Origin of the sequence: Nocardia neocaledoniensis, from assembly GCF_003182135.1 — a bacterium.
GTDB lineage: Bacteria > Actinomycetota > Actinomycetes > Mycobacteriales > Mycobacteriaceae > Nocardia > Nocardia neocaledoniensis.
In genome coordinates, this window is sequence record NZ_QGTL01000008.1 from 169,768 (window position 1) to 189,428 (window position 19,661).

Below are 19,661 nucleotides of genomic sequence, written 5' to 3' on the forward strand. Positions count from 1 at the left end.
TTCGCGTGGGCCGGGCGATGGACGGGAGCCCGTCGAGGACAGCTCCGACGGGCGACTCGTGAGGTCAGCGGGTGACGGCGTTCCTGGCGAAAGCGGCCTCTGCGGCGGGGAGGGCGGCGGCGCGGTCTTCGGGCACCAGGCCGATACGCGTGCGGCGGTCGAGCAGGTCGTCGACGGTGAGCGCGCCCTCGTGGGTGATGGCGAAGTCGAACTCGGCGGCGGTGACATCGATGCCGGGCGCGACCGGCTCGCGCAGGGCCGGATCGGCCAGCCACGCCGACACGATGTGGCCCGCCTCGCTGCCGTACCGCTCGATGAGCACCGGCGGCGCGTCGATGCGGTCGCGGGCGGCCCCGGAGACGGCGCCGATCAGCGGCAGCGCGGTGGTCCGGCACGGGCCCGCGGCCAGCCCGGCGTGCGCGACGGCCGCGTCGACGGCGTCCTGGGCCATCTGCCGATAGGTGGTCAGCTTGCCGCCGACGACGGTGATCACGCCGTCGGGGGAGGTGAGTACCGCGTGCTCGCGCGAGATGTCGGCGGTGCTGTCGTCGGCGGTCTTCAGCAGCGGGCGCAGGCCGGCGAAGCGGCCGCGGATGTCGGCGCGGGTCAGCGGTTCGCGCAGCGCGGTGTTGATCGTGTCGAGCAGGAAGTCGATCTCGTCCTCGGTCGGCTGCGGCTCGTCGGGGATCGGGCCGGGGGCGTCCTCGTCGGTGAGGCCGAGGTAGACGCGGCCGTGCGCCGCCGGGAGCGCGAAGACGAACCGGCTGATGCTGCCCGGCACCGGGACCGTCAGCGCTGCGCTGAGGCCGCCGAACGCGGCGGCGTCGAACACCAGGTGGGTGCCGCGGCTCGGGCGCAGCTCGATACTGCGGTCGACCTCGCCCGCCCACACACCGGTCGCGTTGAGCACGGCGCGGGCACGCACGGTCAGTGTCTGGCCGGTCATGGTGTCGCGCAGCTCGACCGAATCACCGGTCGCGGCAACGGCTTCCACGCGGGTCAGCACCGTGGCGCCCGCGGCGGCCGCGGTGCGCGCCAGCGCGACCACCAGGCGCGCGTCGTCGACGAGCTGGCCGTCCCACGCCTGTAGACCGCCGCGCAGCCCGGCCCGGCGCACCGTCGGCGCCAGGCGCAGCGCCTCCGCGGCGGTGACCCGGCGCGAGCGCGGCAGGGTGTCGGCGGAGGTGCGGGCGGCCACCCGCAGCGCGTCGCCGGCGGCGAATCCCGCGCGGATGAGCGAACTCTGGGCGAGCTTGATCCCGGGCAGCAGCGGCACGAGCTGGGGGAGGGGGCGCACCAGATGCGGCGCGGTGGTGCGCAGCAGGACGCCGCGCTCGACCGCGCTCTCGTGCGCGATGCCCACCCGGCCGCTCGCGAGGTAGCGCAGCCCGCCGTGCACCAGTTTCGAACTCCAGCGGCTGGTGCCGAACGCGAAGTCGGCGCGTTCGACCAGCACGACGCGCAGGCCGCGCGCGGCCGCGTCGAGCGCGGCACCAGCGCCGGTGACGCCGCCGCCGATCACCAGGACGTCGACCTCGGGCCGCTCGCCGAGGGCGGTCAGCTCGGCGGCGCGGCGGGTGGCGTCGAGGGCGGAATTCGAATCAGGAGTCATCACAGTCCTTCTCGCGTGGCGGGAGCAGGTAACCCTCGATCGCCCTCGACAACTCCGCGTCGAACCGCGCACCGGCCAGCAGCGGCTCCACCGTGCCCGCGGACTGCACCGCGGACTGGGTGATGAGCAACAGCATGGTCGCCATCTGCTCGGCGTCACCGGCACGGATTGACCCGTCCTCGTGGCCGAGGCGGATCGCGGCGGTGAACAGCTCGATCAGTGTGCGCTGATTGCGTCCCAACCGGCCGAACACGTAGGTGAGCATCAGGTCGGTGTCGGTGCGGAAGATCTTGGCGAACACCGCGTTCGCCCTGATCGCCGCCGCGCCCGCCACGATGCCGCGCACGAGCCGGTCCCGGCCGAGGCCGACATCGGGCATCGTCTCGCCGACGATCGTGCGCAGTTCGCGCACGAGCAGTTCGGCGATGAGCGAGCCGGTATCGGGCCAGCGGCGGTAGACCGTCGGCCTGCTGACGCCCGCGCGCCGGGCCACCTCGGTGAGCGTGGTGCGCCGGACGCCGAAATCGACGACGCAGGCCCGCGTGGCATCCAGGATCGCCACATCGGTGGGCGAGAGCTGCTCGGCGGGTTGGGTCGCGAGTTCGATCATCGTGGCTTCACCCCGGGGTGTCGGCGACGCACGGATCCGGCGTCGTGGTCGAGCTGGGACGCCCAAGGGTATCGAGCGGACCAGCGGGGGCCTATCTGTTGATTACTGCTTGACACTATATGTCAGAATGTAACGCATGGTCGAGATGCAACCCGAAAAGTCCGGCACCGCCACCGCGCGGCCGAGTATGGTGTGGGACGCCTGGGGTGTCCCCGCCGGACACCAGCCGCTGTCGGCGCAGATCCGTGGCCTGCTCGCGCAGGTGTTCGGGATCTCGGGCGAGCCGGTGGCGCGTCGCGACGAGGGCGACGTGCCGCTGCGCCCCACCGCCCTCACCGCGGCCGATCGCGCCGGTCTGACCGCCATCGTGGGTGACGAACATCTCACCACCGCCGACGTCGACCGGCTGCGACACGCGGGCGGCAAGAGCACACCCGATCTGCTGCGCCGCCGCGAAGACGGACCGCAGGACGCGCCCGACGCCATCGTCTTCCCCGCCGATCACGCGCAGGTCCTCGCCCTGCTGGCCTACTGCGCCGAGCACGGCGTCGCCGTGGTGCCGTTCGGCGGCGGCACGAGCGTGGTCGGCGGGCTCGACCCGGTGCGCGGGCGGTTCGGCACCGTCATCGCGCTCGATCTGCGCAGGCTCGACACCCTCACCGACGTCGACCCGGTCAGCGGCACCGCCACCCTCGGCGCCGGCCTCACCGGGCCGCAGGCCGAGGAACTGCTCGGCGCGCACGGGCTCTCGCTCGGGCACTTCCCGCAGAGCTTCGAGTTCGCCACCATCGGCGGCTTCGCCGCGACCAGGTCCTCGGGGCAGGCCTCGGCGGGCTACGGCCGATTCGACGACATGGTCGAGCGGCTGCGCATCGCGACGCCGCAGGGCGCCGTCGACCTCGGGCGCGCCCCGGCGTCGGCGGCCGGTCCCGATCTGCGTGAGCTGTTCGTCGGCTCCGAAGGCACCCTCGGCATCATCACGGCGGTGACGGTGCGAGTGCACCCGGTGCCGGAAACCGTTGCGTACCAGGCCTGGTCGTTCCCCGACTTCGCCACCGGCGCGGCCGCGCTGCGCGCGCTCGTGCAGACCGGCGCGGCGCCCACGGTGCTGCGCCTGTCCGACGAGGCCGAGACCGGCCTGAACCTGGCCCGCTCCGCCGATGTCGGCGGCGAGCCCATCTCGGGCTGCCTGGCCATCACCACCTACGAGGGCACCGAGGCGCACGTCGCCGCCCGCGCGCTGGAGGCGAGCGGACTGCTCGCCGCGGCGGGCGGCACCGCGCTCGGCGAGGCGCCGGCCCAGCAGTGGGAGCACGGCCGCTTCGCCGCGCCCTACCTGCGCGACGCGCTGCTCGACGTCGGCGTGCTCTGCGAGACCCTCGAGACCGCCACCACCTGGGCGAACCTGGCGAACCTGAAGGTGAAGGTCACCGGCGCGCTCACCGACGCGCTCGGCGCGCAGGGCACCCCCGCGCTGGTGATGTGCCACATCTCGCACACCTATCCCACCGGTGCGTCGCTCTACTTCACCGTCGTGGCCAAGCAACTCGACGATCCGATCGCGCAGTGGCGGGTCGCCAAGTCCGCGGCGGGCGACGCGATCGTCGCCGCGGGCGGGACCATCACCCACCACCACGCCGTCGGCGCCGACCACCGGCCGTGGATGTCGGCTGAGATCGGCGACCTGGGCGTGCGGGTGCTGCGCGCGGTGAAGCGCGAACTCGACCCCGCCGGCATCCTGAATCCTGGAAAGCTGGTGCCATGAGTGAACTTTCGGTGCGGCGGGTGCTCGTCGTCACGAACCCGTACTCGGGTGCCGGTCGTGGCGACGGCGTCGCCGACGCCGTGCTGGAACGGCTGCTGGCTCAGGGCGTCGAGGTGGCCGAGGTACGGGCGCCGAGCGCGACCGAATCGGTCGAGCAGGTCAGGGCGGCGGTGAGCAGCGAACTGCGCAGGCCCGACGCGGTGCTCTGCGTCGGCGGCGACGGCCTGATGAACGTGCTGCTCAACGCGGTCGCGCACAGCACTGTGCCGCTCGGCCTCGTGCCCGCCGGGACCGGCAACGACCTGGCCAGGGAACTCGGCATCCCGACCGGGGATCCGAAGGCGGCCACCGACATCGTGCTGCGCGGCCGGGTCCGTCACATCGACCTGGGCCGGATCGAATCCACCTACGCAACGCCCACCTGGTTCGCAACCGTCGTCGGCACCGGTTTCGACGCGCGAGTCACCCTGCGCGCCAACAAGATGCGCTACCCGCGCGGTCCGCTGCGCTACACCGTGGCCGCCGTGGCCGAGCTGATGCGCGGCTACACGCTGCCGTTCACCATCGAGTTGTCCGGCCTGGCGCCCGGCGCGCTGGACAATCCCGACGGCGAGCACACGGTGATCCACACCGACGCGGTGATGGCGCCGATCGGCAACACCCGCACCTACGGCGGCGGCATGCTGGTGTGCCCCGACGCCCTCGCCGACGACGGTTACCTCGACATCACGGTCGTCGGCGCCGTCTCGCGGCTCGAGATGGCGCGGCTGCTGCCCGCGCTCTCGGCGGGCAAGCGCATCGACCACCCGTCGACCAAGCGCTACCGCGCCCGCCGGATCACCGTCACCGCCGACGGCGGCTACGCCACGGCCGACGGCGAGCCCGCGGGCATGCTGCCCGTCACCGTGCAGGCGATGCCGGGGGCTTTGACGGTGCTCGTCCCGTGAACCGGGCGGCGCCGCCCTGACAGGTCGCGCCGTCTGGGCGCGCGCGGCTCGCGCCGGAAACGACTCGGCCGTCCGTTGATCGCAGTCCCGGACGCGTCGGCGGACAACGGGTGGCTCGTGGGTCTGCGCCGCGTGGCGACGCGTCCGGGCTCAGGCGGCCTCGAAGGTGATCCGGGCGACCGCGCTGAGCGTCGGACGATCGACGATCACCACCGAGGCCGACGCCAGCGGAGCCGGGTTCGGCGGTACCTCGGCGCTCAGCGACCGCATCAGCCGATCCCACCGGCGGCAGTGGGCGGTGAACGCCACGCTGTTGACCCGCCTGCCCCGGGTGATCTGGCCGTGCCTGGCCTCGGTCGCCGGGACGTCGATCAGCACCATGTGGAGTTCGCGGCCGCCCTCCTCGGCCCAGCGGCTGATCAGCTCGCGGCTCCAGCCGAAAGTCGCGCAGTCGTGGATGGCGACCGGGCCGTCGGTGGTGCGCAGGGCGCGGCGAATCGCGCGATAGTGCGCGAGGTGCACCAGCGGCCGCCACAGCGGGTACGGCAGCCAGCCCAGCCGGTGCCGCAACCGGTTGCGGGTGTGATTCGAGTCGAGCACCAGCGCGCCCGAGGCCGTGCGCACCGGCTGCTCCGCCTCGGGGCCCGCGGCGAAGAAGCGGTGTAGCGCGGTGGACTTGCCCGCGCCGGGCACTCCGGCGAACACCAGCACGCTGGTGGCGGGGTAGCGGAGTTCCTCGACCTCGCCCGCACGGAGGTCGACCAGCGCGACCGGGGCCACGACTCGGGACGGGGTGGAGCGGGGTGCGGGGCTGGCTGCGGAATCGAGCGGGGGCGTCACCCTCTCCAGACTCCGGGAAAACGGACAATTCGGCAATCCGGGAAATCCCCGATCTTCGCCGGAGTCGCAAGTCTCACAACGACTTCCGCGTGTCGTTTGTGAGTGGGTGACAAACTTCCGCGCCCCGGTAGGGAGAAACTGAGAATTGCCTATGGATTCCCCGGTCGAGTCCCGATCGCCGGTAGTATCGCAGGGGTAGACGGAGTCTTCGGTGTCCCTCATCCACCGAAGATTCCGTCTCTGTTTTTCTCCGGCACTCACCACCGGAGGCGGTGGTAAGTCGCGCCGCGCGCGCCCCTTAGGATTGGGGCGTGACCAGCGCAGCCCCAGACAACTCGCGAAATCGTGCCGACGCCCTGCCCAAGAGCTGGAATCCCAGCGAGGTAGAGGCCGACCTGTACGAGGGCTGGGTAGCCGCCGGATACTTCGGCGCCGACGCGACCAGCGGCAAGCCCGCCTACTCGATCGTGCTGCCGCCACCGAACGTCACCGGCACCCTGCACATGGGCCACGCGCTCGACCACACCCTCATGGACACCCTCACCCGCCGCAAGCGGATGCAGGGCTACGAGGTGCTGTGGCTGCCCGGCATGGACCACGCGGGCATCGCGACCCAGACCGTGGTGGAGAAGCAGCTCGCCGCCGACGGCAAGACCAAAGAGGACTTCGGCCGCGAGCTGTTCATCGACAAGGTGTGGGACTGGAAGCGCGAGTCCGGCGGCGCCATCCAGTGGCAGATGCGCGCGCTCGGCGACGGCGTCGACTGGAGCCGCGACCGCTTCACCATGGACGAGGGCCTCTCGCGCGCGGTCCGCACCATCTTCAAGCGCATGTACGACGCGGGGCTGATCTACCGGGCCGAGCGTCTGGTGAACTGGTCGCCGGTGCTGAAGACCGGCATCTCCGACCTCGAGGTGGACTACAAGGACGTCGAGGGCGAGCTGGTCTCGCTGCGCTACGGCTCGCTCGACGACAACGAACCGCACGTCGTGGTGGCCACCACCCGCGTCGAGACGATGCTCGGTGACACCGCCGTGGCCGTGCACCCCGACGACCCGCGCTACGCCGCGATGATCGGCACCACCGTCTACCACCCGATCACCGGCCACCAGATCCCGATCATCGCCGACGATTACGTCGACCCCGAGTTCGGCACCGGCGCGGTGAAGATCACCCCCGCGCACGACCCCAACGACTTCGAGATGGGCCTGCGGCACAACCTGCCGATGCCCACGATCATGGACGAGGGCGGCCGGATCACCGGCACCGGAACCGAATTCGACGGCATGGACCGCTTCGAGGCGCGGGTGAAGGTGCGCGAGCGCCTCGCCGCCGAGGGCCGCGTGGTCGCCGAGAAGCGGCCCTACGTGCACAGCGTCGGTCACTCCGAGCGCTCCGGCGAGCCGATCGAGCCGCGCCTGTCGATGCAGTGGTGGGTCAAGGTGGAGTCGCTGGCCAAGGCCGCGGGCGACGCGGTCCGCGACGGCGACGTGAAGATCCACCCGGCGAGCCAGGAACCGCGCTGGTTCGACTGGGTCGACAACATGCACGACTGGTGCATCTCGCGCCAGCTGTGGTGGGGTCACCGCATCCCGATCTGGTACGGCCCCGAGGGCGAGATCGTGTGCCTGGGCCCGGACGAGGAAGCGCCCGAGGGCTGGGTGCAGGACCCGGACGTGCTCGACACCTGGTTCTCCTCGGGCCTGTGGCCGTTCTCCACGATGGGCTGGCCCGAGGCCACCCCGGAGCTGGCGAAGTTCTATCCGACCAGCGTGCTGGTCACCGGCTACGACATCCTGTTCTTCTGGGTGGCCCGGATGATGATGTTCGGCATGTTCGTCAGCGACGACCCGGCGCTCACGACCGGCAAGGGCGGGCAGAAGCAGGTGCCGTTCGAGGACGTCTTCCTGCACGGCCTGATCCGCGACCAGTTCGGCAAGAAGATGTCGAAGTCGCGCGGCAACGGCATCGACCCGCTGGACTGGATCAACTCCTACGGCGCCGACGCGCTGCGCTTCACCCTGGCCCGCGGCGCCCAGCCGGGCGGCGACCTCTCGGTCGGCGAACCGCACGCCCTGGCCTCGCGCAGCTTCGTCACCAAGCTGTTCAACGCCACCAAGTTCGCGCTGATGAACGGCGCGCGCTCGGGCGAGCTGCCCCCGCGCGAGACCCTCACCGACACCGACCGCTGGATCGTCGACCGGCTCGACGAGGTGCGCGCCGAAGTCGACGCCGCCTTCGACGCCTACGAATTCGGCAAGGCCTGCGAGGCGCTCTACCACTTCGCGTGGGATGAACTGTGCGACTGGTACCTGGAGCTGTCGAAGGTGCAGTTCGCCGAGTCCGACGCGCGCGCCGAGAGCACCGCGGTGGTTCTGGGCACCGTGCTCGACGCGGTGCTGCGCCTGCTGCACCCGGTGATCCCGTTCGTCACCGAGACGCTGTGGAAGGCGCTCACCGGCGGCGAGTCCGTCGTGGTCGCGCCGTGGCCCGCCGCGAGTGGGGTGGCCACCGACACGGTCGCCGCGCAGCGCGTCGCCGACACGCAGCGCCTGATCACCGAGATCCGCCGCTTCCGCAGCGACCAGGGCCTGGCCGACAAGCAGAAGGTGAAGGCCACGCTGGTGGGCCTGGACGAGGCCGGGCTCGGCGCGTTCGCGGGCTCGGTGGCCAACCTGGCCCGGCTGACCGAACCCGGCGACGACTTCGCCACCACCGCCGAGGTGCAGGTCCGCCTCTCCGGCGCGACGGTCACCGTGCAGCTCGACACCTCCGGCGCCATCGACCTCGACGCCGAACGCCGCAGGCTGGAAAAGGATCTCGCGGTCGCGCAGAAGGACCTCGACACCACCACGGCCAAGCTCGGCAACGAGGCCTTCCTGGCCAAGGCGCCGCAGCACGTCGTCGACAAGATCACCGGCCGCCGCGACGTGGCCGCGGCCGAAGTCGCGCGGATCGGCGCCCGGCTGGCGGAGCTGAGCGGCAAGTGAACGACGAGCCGGAACCGCAGTACGAAGCCGACGACCGCCCGGCTCCGCTCGGTGCCGGGCCGTCGCCGGTCGATCTGGCCGAGCTGGCGCTGGTCGAGGCCGAACTCGACAAGCGCTGGCCCGAGACCAAGATCGAGCCGTCGCTGACCAGGATCGCCACGCTGATGGACCTGCTCGGCAACCCGCAGCGCAACTACCCGGCGATCCACGTCGCCGGGACCAACGGCAAGACCTCGGTCACCCGGATGATCGATGCCCTGCTCACCGCGCTGCACCGGCGCACCGGCCGGATCACGAGTCCGCACCTGCAGCTGGCGACCGAGCGGATCAGCATCGACAACGCTCCGATCACCCCGGCCCGCTACGTGGAGACCTACCACGAGCTCGAGCCCTACATCGCGATGATCGACCAGCAGTCCGCCGCGGCGGGCGGCCCGGCGATGAGCAAGTTCGAGGTGCTCACCGGCATGGCCTACGCCGCCTTCGCCGAGGCGCCGGTGGACGTGGCCGTCGTAGAGACCGGCATGGGCGGCACCTGGGACGCCACCAACGTGATCGACGGACAGGTCGCGGTGATCACCCCGATCGGCCTCGACCACGTCGAATACCTCGGTCCCGACCTGCCCTCGATCGCCAAGGAGAAGGCCGGGATCATCAAGCGCGCGCCCGAGGCGCTGGTGCCCGTCGACACCGTCGCGGTGATCGCCGAGCAGGAGCCCGAGGTCATGGACGTGCTGCTGCGCCGGGCCGTGGAGGCCGACGCGGCGGTGGCCCGCGAGGGCGCGGAGTTCCGGGTGCTGGAGCGGGCCGTCGCCGTCGGCGGTCAGCTGCTGACGCTGCAGGGGCTCGGCGGCGTGTACGACGAGATCTTCCTGCCGCTGCACGGGGAACACCAGGCGCGCAACGCCTCGCTCGCGCTGGCCGCCGTCGAGGCGTTCTTCGGCGCGGGCGCGGATCGTCAGCTCGACGTCGAGGCCGTCCGCGCGGGGTTCGCCGGCGCGGCCAGCCCGGGGCGGATGGAACGGATGCGCAACGCGCCGACCATCTTCGTCGACGCGGCCCACAATCCCGCAGGCGCGCAGGCGCTGGCCAACACCCTCACCTCCGAATTCGACTTCCGCAAGCTGGTCGCGGTCGTCTCGGTGCTCGCCGACAAAGACGCGGGCGGCATCCTGGACGCCCTGGAACCGGTCTTCGACGAGATCGTGGTCACCAGCAACGGCTCGCCGCGCGCCATGGAGGTCGACCGGCTGGCCGACCTGGCCGTGCAGCGCTTCGGCGACGAACGCGTGATCACCGCCGAGACCCTGCCCGACGCCCTGGAATCGGCGATCGCGCTGGCCGAGCAGGCCGGTGACGACGGCGACGTGATCTCGGGCGCCGGCGTGGTGGTGACAGGTTCGGTCGTCACCGCGGGCGCGGCCCGCGCCCTCTTCGGAAAGGCCCCGGCATGAGCGGTCAGCGGCCGGAGGAGGAAGCGGAGCGTGACCACGCAGGCCGCCCGAGCATGCCGAATGGACACAGCATGAGCGATGTTCCACCGCCCGCCACCGACCCGTGGAAGGGTCTGCGCGGGGTCATGGCGGGCACCCTGATCCTCGAGGCGATCGTGGTGCTGCTCGCGCTGCCGGTCGTGGCCGACGTGGGCGGCGGGATCACCTGGTTTTCCGGCACCTATCTGGTGGCCCTGTCGATCCTGATGATCCTGGGCGCGGGTCTGCAGCGGAAGCCGTGGGCGATCCCGTTCAACCTCGGGATGCAGCTGCTGTTGCTGGCCGGCACGTTCATCCACCTGTCCATCGGCGTCATCGGCCTGGTCTTCGCCGCGGTGTGGGCGTTCATCCTCATGTTGCGCGCGGATGTGCAGCGCCGGATGGACGCGGGGCTGCTGCCCAGCCAGCGGATGCACCGGGAGAACTGACACGAGTTCGGCCCGCGGTGGCGCCGCCGGATAGAGTGTCGCCGTGACTGAGCAGACTTTGGTACTCATCAAGCCGGACGGCGTCTCCCGTGGCCTCGTCGGCGAGGTGCTCGCCCGCATCGAGCGCAAGGGCCTGACCCTGGCGGCCCTCGAGCTGAAGACGGTGTCCGTCGAGCTCGCGAAGGAGCACTACGCCGAGCACGCCGAGCGCCCGTTCTTCGGTTCGCTCATCGAATTCATCACCTCGGGCCCGGTCGTGGCGGCCGTGCTGGAGGGTCCGCGCGCGATCGCGGCGTTCCGTCAGCTCGCTGGCGGCACCGACCCGGTGGAGAAGGCCACCCCGGGCACCATCCGCGGTGACTTCGGTCTGGAGACCCAGTTCAACCTCGTCCACGGTTCCGACTCGCCCGAGTCCGCCAAGCGCGAGATCGCGCTCTGGTTCCCCGAGTTTCCTGCCTGATTCGCGCTGTACTCGCTCGTCGCGTCCGGTGCGGACGCGACGAGCTCGAGCGGTGCGGAGTTCGCCCGCGATGCGCCGATGGCGATCGCCGCGCGAACCGTATGGGATACTGACTATGGACGTGTTCGACGCCGATGCTCAAACAGGGCGGTTGGTGACAGCCTGTCGCGCAGGTACGCGACAGCGGTGACGGACATGACCGGATGACACCGCGGTTGGATGCCGATCATCGCTGCCACGGACGACCCTGTTGCTGGGGCCGCCCACCCCGGCACGCTGGATGAGCGCTCGGAGCGCGGCGTCACGCCGTACAGCCAGGCGCCGCGTGACCGGTTGGCCCGCCAGAAGATCGATCGAGGTGCGACCGGACACGCGGGGCGAGACCAGATGACCCTCGTACCATCGGTACGAGGTGCACGGACGATGCCCCCGCGTCGGCCGCGTCACTCCCGTACCGGGGATGGACGCGCCCGGGGGCCCGAGGAGACTTCGTGGCCGATACAGAGCCGCTGGACACAACACAACAGGATGCCGATCAATTGCCGGAGCGAATTCGAGTTCATGCACTGGCCAAGCGGTTGGGAGTGACCAGCAAACGCATCCTGGCCAAACTGGCCGAACTGGGAGCCGAAGCGCGCAGCGTGCAATCCAATGTGGATCGCGCCGTCGCCGAGACGGTGCGCGACGCCATCGCCGCCGCCGACGCCGAGACCGGCGAATCCCCGGCATCCACCCCCGTGACGGCCGCGCCGCCGTCGCCCGCCCCCGTCGCCGAGCAGCCGGCCGACCCGACCACCGCGCCCGCGCCGATGTTCTCGGCGCCCGAGGTCGCAAGCACCGAAGGCGTCTTCGCCACCGAAACGCCGCACACCGACCTGTTCACGCACCGCCCCGCGGAGACCGCGGCCCCGGCCGAGCCGGTGGCCTTCGAGGCGCCCGCCTTCGTGGCGCCGCTGTTCCTGTCGCCGGACGCCACCGCCGCCGAGGAGGCGCGCAAGCGCCGCCGTGCCGAGCGGACCAGCAAGCGGACCGAGGAGCCGGTCGAGGACATCGAGCCCGAGACCGAGCCCGAGACGGCCGAGGACGAGTCCGACAGCGCCGGTGACAACGACGCCGACGGGCAGCCGCGTCGCCGTCGTCGTGGCCGTCGTGGCCGTGGTCGCGGCCGTGGCGAGCAGTCCGCCGACGGCGAGGACACCGACACCGAGGGCGCCGAGTCCGACACCGACGACGAGACCGCGTCGGCCGAGGCCACCACCGACGAGGCCGAGCAGGCCGAGGACACCGACTCCGACGACGAGGACGACACGCAGCCCGAGGGCGCGAGCCGGCGCCGCCGCCGTCGTCGCCGCCGCAAGGTCGGCGGAGAGTCCGGCGAGGACGCCTCGTCCGAGGACGATCCGCCGAACACCGTGGTGCACGAGCGCGAGCCGCGCAACAAGAGCCGCGGCCGCTCCGGCTCCGACGAGGTGCAGGGCATCTCCGGTTCCACCCGGCTCGAGGCCAAGCGTCAGCGCCGCCGTGACGGCCGCGAGGCCGGTCGCCGACGCCCGCCGATCCTCACCGAGTCGGAGTTCCTGGCCCGCCGCGAGGCGGTCGACCGGGTGATGGTCGTGCGGGAGAAGGCGTTCGACGCCGCCGAGCACGCGGGTCACCAGACCACCACCCAGGTGGCGGTGCTCGAGGACAACATCCTGGTCGAGCACTTCGTCACGAGTTCCGGTCAGGCGTCGATGGTGGGCAACGTCTACCTCGGCAAGGTGCAGAACGTGCTGCCCAGCATGGAGGCGGCGTTCATCGACATCGGCCGCGGCCGCAACGGCGTGCTCTACGCCGGTGAGGTGAACTGGGAGGCCGCCGGTCTCGGCGGCAAGGAACGCAAGATCGAGCAGGCGCTCAAGCCGGGCGATCAGGTGCTGGTCCAGGTCTCCAAGGACCCGGTCGGGCACAAGGGCGCCCGCCTGACCACCCAGATCTCGCTCGCGGGCCGCTTCCTGGTGTACGTGCCGGGCGGCACCTCCACCGGGATCAGCCGCAAGCTGCCCGACACCGAGCGCAAGCGGCTCAAGGAGATCCTGCGCGAGATCGTGCCCGCCGACGCCGGTGTGATCATCCGCACCGCGTCCGAGGGCGTCAGCGAACCCGAGCTGGCCCGCGACGTCGAGCGGCTGCAGGCCACCTGGCGCACCATCGAGGAGGCCGCCAAGGGCTCGGTCAAGGACGCGCCCAAGGCCCTCTACGAGGAGCCGGACCTGCTGGTCAAGGTGATCCGCGATCTGTTCAACGAGGACTTCTCCCGGCTGGTCATCGAAGGCGACCGGGCCTGGAGCACCGTGGAGACCTACGTCCGCACCGTCGCGCCCGACCTGCTGCCGCGGGTCGACCGGCACGAGAACAACGGTGTCGACGTGTTCACGGCCTTCCGCATCGACGAGCAGCTGGCCAAGGCGCTCGACCGCAAGGTGTGGCTGCCCTCGGGCGGCACCCTGGTGATCGATCGCACCGAGGCGATGACCGTCGTCGACGTCAACACCGGCAAGTTCACCGGTTCGGGGTCGAGCAACCTGGAGGAGACCGTCACCAGGAACAACCTGGAGGCGGCCGAGGAGATCGTGCGCCAGATGCGGCTGCGCGACATCGGCGGCATGATCGTCGTCGACTTCATCGACATGGTGCTCGAATCCAACCGTGACCTGGTGCTGCGCCGCCTCACCGAGGCGCTGGGCCGCGATCGCACGCGGCACCAGGTGTCGGAGGTGACCTCGCTCGGCCTGGTCCAGATGACCCGCAAGAAGCTGGGCACCGGTCTGGTCGAGGCGTTCTCCACGACCTGTGAGCACTGCCACGGCCGCGGCATCCTCGTGCACTCCTACCCGGTGGACGCCGGGTCGGGCGCCGACGAGCAGGCCGGCCGGGCCAAGGAGGGCGGTTCGCGCCGTCGCCGTGGCAAGGACAAGAGCGGTCAGGACAAGCCCGCCGCGGCCGCCCCGGCGACCAACGGCACCGCCCCGGCCGAGCACGGTGAGGAGGACATCGCGGTCAAGCGGGCCCACCCGGTCGCCCTCGCGATGGCCGCCCACCACGGCGAGGAGGGCGCCGAGCAGGCGGTCGAGGCCGTCGAGCCCGAGGTCGTCGAGACCGCCGCGGTCGAGGAGGCGCCGGCCGAGCCGACGCGCTCCCGGTCGAGGTCGCGGTCGCGGCGTGCGAGCCGGTCGGCAGCCCAGGCCGAGGCGCCGGTCGAGAGTCCGGCGCTGACCGGGGTCATCACGGCCGAGGACGAGTCCGCCGAGGCGGAACCGGAAGCCGAGGTGGCGGTCGAGGCCGTCGCCGAGCCGCCGGTCGCCGAGCCGGAGCAGGCCGCTGAGCCGGAGCCCGTGGTCGAGCCGGAACCGGAGCAGGCACCCGAGCCCGCCCCGGTCGCCGAGGAGCCCGCACGGGCGCCACGGCGGCGCCGGGTGGCGCGCTCGACGGCGGCGCCCAAGGCCGACAGCGCGGGCGCGGTGTTCGTGCTCTCCGCGAGCGAGCAGCCGCCCGCGGCGGCCGTCGTGGACGTCGCCGCGGAGCCGGTCGTCGTCCCCGAGCGCAAACCGCGTCGCCGCGCGGTGGGCCGCCCCGCGGGCGCGCCTGCCGCCGAGGGCAACTGATCCCGGTGCTCGCGGACGCGGCGATCGTCGCGTCCGCGAGCACCGATCCCGGCCTGACCGGCCGAATTGGGGGACAGGGTACGGTTCTGGTAACCTAGGTCGGTCGCTGCCCAGCGATTGGGCACCTGGCTGACCAGTCGGGTGATACCGCAGGCAAGTGACCGTTGCCCTTCCCGCCTTGTAGGCGAGGATGAGCCCCAGCCAAGAACCGCGTCGCGGCTGCGACGTGAAACGAGCACGACCAACGTGAGTGGAGGAAGCCGACCGATGGCAGCGTACGCAATCGTCAAGACCGGCGGAAAGCAGTACAAGGTCGCGGTCGGTGACCTGGTGAAGGTCGAGAAGATCGAGGGTGAGCCCGGCACCGCCGTGGCCCTGACCCCGGTTCTCGTCGTCGACGGCGCCGATCTGACCACCGACGCCGACAAGCTGGCCAAGATCTCCGTGGCCGCCGAGGTCGTCGACCAGACCAAGGGCCCGAAGATCCGGATCCACAAGTTCAAGAACAAGACCGGCTACCACAAGCGCCAGGGTCACCGTCAGCCGCTGACGGTCATCAAGGTCACCGGCATCAAGTAAGCATCCCGAGGAGACGAAGCAATGGCACATAAGAAGGGTGCATCCAGCTCCCGGAACGGTCGTGATTCGAACGCCCAGCGCCTCGGCGTGAAGCGCTTCGGTGGCCAGAAGGTCAGCGCGGGCGAGATCCTGGTCCGTCAGCGCGGAACCCACTTCCACCCCGGCGTGAACGTCGGTCGTGGCGGCGACGACACCCTGTTCGCCCTCGCGGCGGGTGCGGTCGAGTTCGGCACCAAGCGTGGCCGCAAGACCGTCAACATCGTCGTCCCGGAGCCGGCCCAGGCCTGACCGCCTGGAGCGTCAGCTCTACACGGACACCGGAGCGGGTCAGGGTTCATTCCCTGACCCGCTCCGTCGTGTTCGCCCACCCTTACCGCAATCGACCAGTCAGAAGGAGGAGGATCAACCCATGTCCAAATTCATCGACCGCGTCGTGCTGCATGTTCGTGCCGGTAGAGGTGGACACGGTTGCGCCTCGGTGCATCGTGAGAAGTTCAAGCCGCTCGGCGGTCCCGACGGCGGCAACGGCGGCAACGGCGGGGACGTGATCCTCGAGGTCGACGCCAACGTCCACACCCTGCTCGACTTCCATTTCCATCCGCACGCCAAGGCGGGCAACGGCAAGCCGGGCGAGGGTGGCAACCGCGACGGCAAGATGGGCGCCGACCTGGTGCTCAAGGTGCCCGACGGCACGGTGGTGGTCGACAAGGACGGCGAGATCGTCGTCGACCTCGTCGGTGCGGGCAACAAGTTCGTCGTCGCCAAGGGTGGCCGCGGCGGCCTCGGCAACGCCTCGCTGGCCTCCAAGGCGCGCAAGGCGCCCGGTTTCGCGCTGCTCGGTGAAGAGGGCGAAGAGCTCGACCTGGTCCTGGAGCTGAAGTCGGTCGCCGACGTCGGCCTGGTCGGGTTCCCGTCGGCGGGCAAGTCCTCGCTGGTCTCGGTGCTCTCCGCCGCCAAGCCCAAGATCGCCGACTACCCGTTCACCACCCTGGTCCCGAACCTCGGTGTGGTGGCCAGCGGCGACACCACCTTCACCGTCGCCGACGTGCCCGGCCTGATCCCCGGCGCCAGCGACGGTCGCGGTCTCGGCCTGGACTTCCTGCGCCACCTCGAGCGCTGCGCGGTGCTCGCCCACGTCGTGGACTGCGCCACCCTCGAGCCCGGCCGCGATCCGGTCTCCGATGTCGACGCGCTCGAAGCCGAACTGGCCGCCTACAAGCCGGCCCTGCTCGGTGACGCGAGCCTCGGCGACCTGGCCGACCGCCCCCGCGTGGTCATCCTCAACAAGACCGACGTTCCCGACGGCGCCGAACTCGCCGAGATGGTGACCCCCGAGTTCACCGCACGCGGCTGGCCGGTCTTCGAGATCTCGGCCGTCAGCCGCGCCGGGCTGCGCCCGCTGACCTTCGCGCTGGCCGACATGGTCCGCCAGTATCGCGAAGATCACCCGAAGGCCGCCCCGAAGCGTCCGGTGATCCGCCCGATCGCGACCGACGAGTCCGGCTTCAGCGTGATCGCCGATCCGCAGGAGCCCGGTGGCTTCATCGTGCGCGGTACGCGGCCGGAACGCTGGGTGCGCCAGACCCAGTTCGACAACGACGAAGCCGTCGGCTACCTGGCCGACCGGCTGGCCCGCCTCGGTGTCGAGGCCGAGCTGGTCAAGCAGGGGGCCGAGCCGGGCTGCTCGGTCACCATCGGTGACGTGTCGTTCGAGTGGGAGCCGCAGGTCGCCGCGGGCGTCGACATCGTGCCGACCGGCCGCGGTACCGACGTGCGGCTGGAGAGCAACGAGCGGGTCGGCGCCGCCGAGCGCAAGCACGCCTCGCGGGCGCGGCGCGGGCTGCTCGACGAGAACGGGAAGTAGGGGTCCGGCCGTGCCGGCGCCGGTCGAAAACCGGTGTCGGCGACGGCCGTTCGATCGGCATACTGCGGTGGGTCTCCGGCCTCGGCCGGACGGAATCGATGGCGATCGCGGTGCAGGGAGTAAGGCAGATGCAGGTGAGTGCGGGTTCGGAGCTCAGTGAGGCGCGGCAGGCCATCGTGTCGGCGCGCGCCGTGGTGGTCAAGATCGGGTCTTCCGCGCTGACCAGCCTCGAGGGCGGTCTCGACACCGACCGGCTCGACCGGCTGGCCGACGCCGTCGAGGCGCGGATGCGCGCCGGCTCGGATGTGGTGGTCGTGTCCTCGGGCGCCATCGGCGCCGGGATCGCCCCGCTCGGCCTCTCGCGCAGACCCAAGGATCTCGCCACCAAGCAGGCCGCCGCCAGCGTCGGACAGCTCGCGCTCGCGCACGCCTGGGGCACCTCGTTCGCCCGCTACGACCGCACCGTCGGCCAGGTCTTGCTCTCCGCCGATGATTTCGCGCGCCGCGAGCACCATCGCAACGCCCAGCGCACCCTCGACCGGCTGCGTTCGCTCGGCGCGATCGCCGTGGTCAACGAGAACGACACGGTCGCCACCGAGGAGATCCGGTTCGGCGACAACGACCGGCTCGCCGCCCTCGTCGCGCACCTGGTCGGCGCCGACGCGCTCATCCTGCTCTCCGACGTCGCCGGCCTCTACGACGGTGACCCGCGCAAGGGCGCCGCCAATTTCATCCCCGAGGTGCGCAGCAGCGCCGATCTGGACGGTGTGATCGCCGGCAGCGGTGGCGCGCTCGGCACCGGCGGCATGGCCTCCAAGCTCTCGGCCGCGCGCCTGGCCGCCGATGCGGGCATCCCCGTCCTGCTGGCCTCGGCCGCCGACGCCGCGACGGCCCTGGCCGACGGCACCGTCGGCACGGCCTTCGCCGCCCGCCCGGTTCGCCTGTCCGGCCGCAAGTTCTGGGTCCGCCACGCCGCCGACACCCGCGGCTCGGTCCTGCTCGACGCCGGCGCCGTCGCCGCCGTCGCCGCCCGCCGCTCCCTGCTCGCGGCCGGCATCACCGGCGTCCGCGGCCGCTTCTTCGGCGGCGACGTCGTCGACCTCATCAGCCCCGACAACCGCGTGATCGCCCGCGGCGTCATCGAATACGACAGCACCGAACTGACCACCATGCTCGGCCGCTCCACCACCGAACTCCCCGACACGATGCAACGCCCGGTCATCCACGCCGACGACCTCGTCAAGGTCTGAGCCGGTCGGCGCCGTATCCGGTTGCGGGAGAGCGGTATCAGTCGGCGTGAAGGGCGAAGAACAGGAAGCTGAGGAACCGCATCCCGGTGTGTTCGTCGTATCCGTCCGGGAAGAGTTCCCGGGCGCTCGGCAGGGCCGAGGGTTCGCTGATGGCACCGATCCGGAAGCCCGCCGCGGTGAAGGCCCCGGTCATCGCGTGCAGTGGCCGGTCCCAGAAGGTCAGCCGGGCGGTCTGCCCGCCCATGGTCCATTCCTCGGTCCGTTCGCGGGTGCGGAAGTAGTTCGTCTCCTCGCCGGCCAGCCGCTGTCCCAGGAAGATCGCGAACGGATGCTCCACCGAGACGAGCAGGCGCCCACCGGGTTTCAGCACCCGCCGCAGCTCGCCCAGCGTCGGCACCCAGTCCCGGAGATAGTGCAGGACCAGGGACGCGACGATGTCGTCGAACGTGTCATCGGCAAACGGCAGCGGGTCGGCCAGATCGCCGACTCTCAGATCGGCGTCGGCGCCGAGGCGCATTCTCGCCTGCTCGAGCATCCCCGCACTCGCATCGATGCCGGTCACGTCAGCGCCACGCTCGCGCAGCGCGGCGGACAGCGCACCTGAGCAGCACCCGGCGTCGAGTATCCGCCGTCCCCTCACGTCCCCGGCGAGCTCGAGCATCGCCGGCCGCTCATAGTGCGCATTCAGCAGACTCGTCTCGTTCTCGGCGGTGTAGCCCTCCGCGAAACTGTCGTAGGCGCTCGCTCGCTCCGGAATCACACAGCCATCCTGGCACGAGCGCTTCCGCCGTGCTGTTCTGGTGGGACGCCTGCCGCCTCGGCGAATAGCTCGCGTAGCAACGAGTTCGGCGTCGAATGATGTCGCTCGGTATGTGCCGCTACTCCGGTCATCAGCCGCTGGACCGCCGGCGCGCAGGAGATGCCCACCCGGTGTGGCCGAGGCACGGGGCACAGGTCGGCCTATTGACTTCGTCGCGCGCCGCCGCCCGCGTGCCGCGAACCTGGTGTGGTCGCGCCTGCCAACGAGTTCGGTGGCGTGGCTACTTGGCGGCGGAGGTGCTTCCGAGGAGGGCAACTCCCGCGGCGGCCTCGTGATGGTCGTGTCTCCGAAGGTGAACTCCTGCGGCGGCTTCGCGGCGGTCGTGTCTCCGAGGGCCAACGCCTGCGGCGGCTTCGCGG

15 protein-coding genes are annotated in these 19,661 nt (G+C 71.3%); 11 read left to right on the forward strand and 4 right to left on the reverse strand.

The genetic code is table 11. The features are described from left to right. Positions 1 to 64: 64 nt before the first annotated feature. Positions 65 to 1,612, reverse strand: a complete 1,548-nt coding sequence (locus DFR69_RS21990) for a glycerol-3-phosphate dehydrogenase/oxidase (RefSeq protein ID WP_110039498.1) — start codon at positions 1,610 to 1,612, stop codon at positions 65 to 67. Then, positions 1,602 to 2,222 carry a TetR/AcrR family transcriptional regulator gene (locus DFR69_RS21995; protein ID WP_110039499.1) on the reverse strand — a complete coding sequence of 207 codons (621 nt, stop codon included), beginning with the start codon at positions 2,220 to 2,222 and terminating at the stop codon, positions 1,602 to 1,604. Before DFR69_RS21995 ends, DFR69_RS21990 begins: the two co-directional genes overlap by 11 nt. A gap of 136 nt (positions 2,223 to 2,358) precedes the next feature. On the opposite strand from DFR69_RS21995, the gene DFR69_RS22000 reads away from it, so the two are divergent. After that, positions 2,359 to 3,987 carry an FAD-binding oxidoreductase gene (locus tag DFR69_RS22000; RefSeq protein ID WP_110039500.1) on the forward strand — a complete coding sequence of 543 codons (1,629 nt, stop codon included), beginning with the start codon at positions 2,359 to 2,361 and terminating at the stop codon, positions 3,985 to 3,987. Beyond that, positions 3,984 to 4,934 (forward strand): YegS/Rv2252/BmrU family lipid kinase, encoded by a 951-nt coding sequence (locus DFR69_RS22005; RefSeq protein WP_110039501.1) that lies wholly within the window; start codon positions 3,984 to 3,986, stop codon positions 4,932 to 4,934. Before DFR69_RS22000 ends, DFR69_RS22005 begins: the two co-directional genes overlap by 4 nt. Positions 4,935 to 5,084: 150 nt before the next feature. Here the strand turns inward: DFR69_RS22005 and DFR69_RS22010 are convergent, their stop codons facing one another. Next, entirely contained in the window at positions 5,085 to 5,774 is a 690-nt protein-coding gene (locus tag DFR69_RS22010; protein ID WP_244198392.1) for an ATP-binding protein, read from the reverse strand. 311 nt (positions 5,775 to 6,085) lie between these two features. On the opposite strand from DFR69_RS22010, the gene DFR69_RS22015 reads away from it, so the two are divergent. The 9 genes from DFR69_RS22015 (at position 6,086) to proB (ending at position 18,482) form a co-directional block, all read left to right on the forward strand. Continuing rightward, positions 6,086 to 8,764, forward strand: coding sequence for a valine--tRNA ligase (locus tag DFR69_RS22015; protein ID WP_110039502.1), 2,679 nt, complete (start codon positions 6,086 to 6,088; stop codon positions 8,762 to 8,764). Next, positions 8,761 to 10,218 carry a bifunctional tetrahydrofolate synthase/dihydrofolate synthase gene (folC, locus tag DFR69_RS22020; RefSeq protein WP_279629853.1) on the forward strand — a complete coding sequence of 486 codons (1,458 nt, stop codon included), beginning with the start codon at positions 8,761 to 8,763 and terminating at the stop codon, positions 10,216 to 10,218. Before DFR69_RS22015 ends, folC begins: the two co-directional genes overlap by 4 nt. A 71-nt stretch (positions 10,219 to 10,289) precedes the next feature. After that, a complete protein-coding gene (locus DFR69_RS22025) occupies positions 10,290 to 10,685 on the forward strand; it encodes a DUF4233 domain-containing protein (RefSeq protein WP_110039503.1) in 396 nt (131 codons plus the stop codon). 43 nt (positions 10,686 to 10,728) lie between these two features. Beyond that, a complete protein-coding gene (gene ndk, locus DFR69_RS22030) occupies positions 10,729 to 11,145 on the forward strand; it encodes a nucleoside-diphosphate kinase (protein ID WP_110039504.1) in 417 nt (138 codons plus the stop codon). A 491-nt stretch (positions 11,146 to 11,636) separates the two neighbouring features. Beyond that, positions 11,637 to 14,789 carry a translation initiation factor IF-2 N-terminal domain-containing protein gene (locus DFR69_RS22035; RefSeq protein WP_110039505.1) on the forward strand — a complete coding sequence of 1,051 codons (3,153 nt, stop codon included), beginning with the start codon at positions 11,637 to 11,639 and terminating at the stop codon, positions 14,787 to 14,789. Between the two features lie 267 nt (positions 14,790 to 15,056). Continuing rightward, a complete protein-coding gene (gene rplU / locus DFR69_RS22040; RefSeq protein ID WP_110039506.1) occupies positions 15,057 to 15,368 on the forward strand; it encodes a 50S ribosomal protein L21 in 312 nt (103 codons plus the stop codon). 21 nt (positions 15,369 to 15,389) lie between these two features. After that, positions 15,390 to 15,656: a 50S ribosomal protein L27 gene (gene rpmA, locus DFR69_RS22045; protein ID WP_022567181.1), complete on the forward strand. Its 267-nt coding sequence runs from the start codon at positions 15,390 to 15,392 to the stop codon at positions 15,654 to 15,656. Positions 15,657 to 15,777: 121 nt separating this feature from the next. Then, positions 15,778 to 17,232 (forward strand): GTPase ObgE, encoded by a 1,455-nt coding sequence (obgE, locus tag DFR69_RS22050; protein WP_110039507.1) that lies wholly within the window; start codon positions 15,778 to 15,780, stop codon positions 17,230 to 17,232. Between the two features lie 128 nt (positions 17,233 to 17,360). After that, the gene (gene proB / locus DFR69_RS22055) at positions 17,361 to 18,482 is read left to right on the forward strand and encodes a glutamate 5-kinase (protein ID WP_110039508.1); all 1,122 of its coding nucleotides are present in this window, start codon (positions 17,361 to 17,363) and stop codon (positions 18,480 to 18,482) included. A gap of 37 nt (positions 18,483 to 18,519) precedes the next feature. Here proB and DFR69_RS22060 read toward each other — a convergent pair whose 3' ends face one another. Beyond that, positions 18,520 to 19,242 (reverse strand): class I SAM-dependent methyltransferase, encoded by a 723-nt coding sequence (locus DFR69_RS22060; protein ID WP_208644031.1) that lies wholly within the window; start codon positions 19,240 to 19,242, stop codon positions 18,520 to 18,522. Between the last annotated feature and the right edge of the window lie 419 nt (positions 19,243 to 19,661).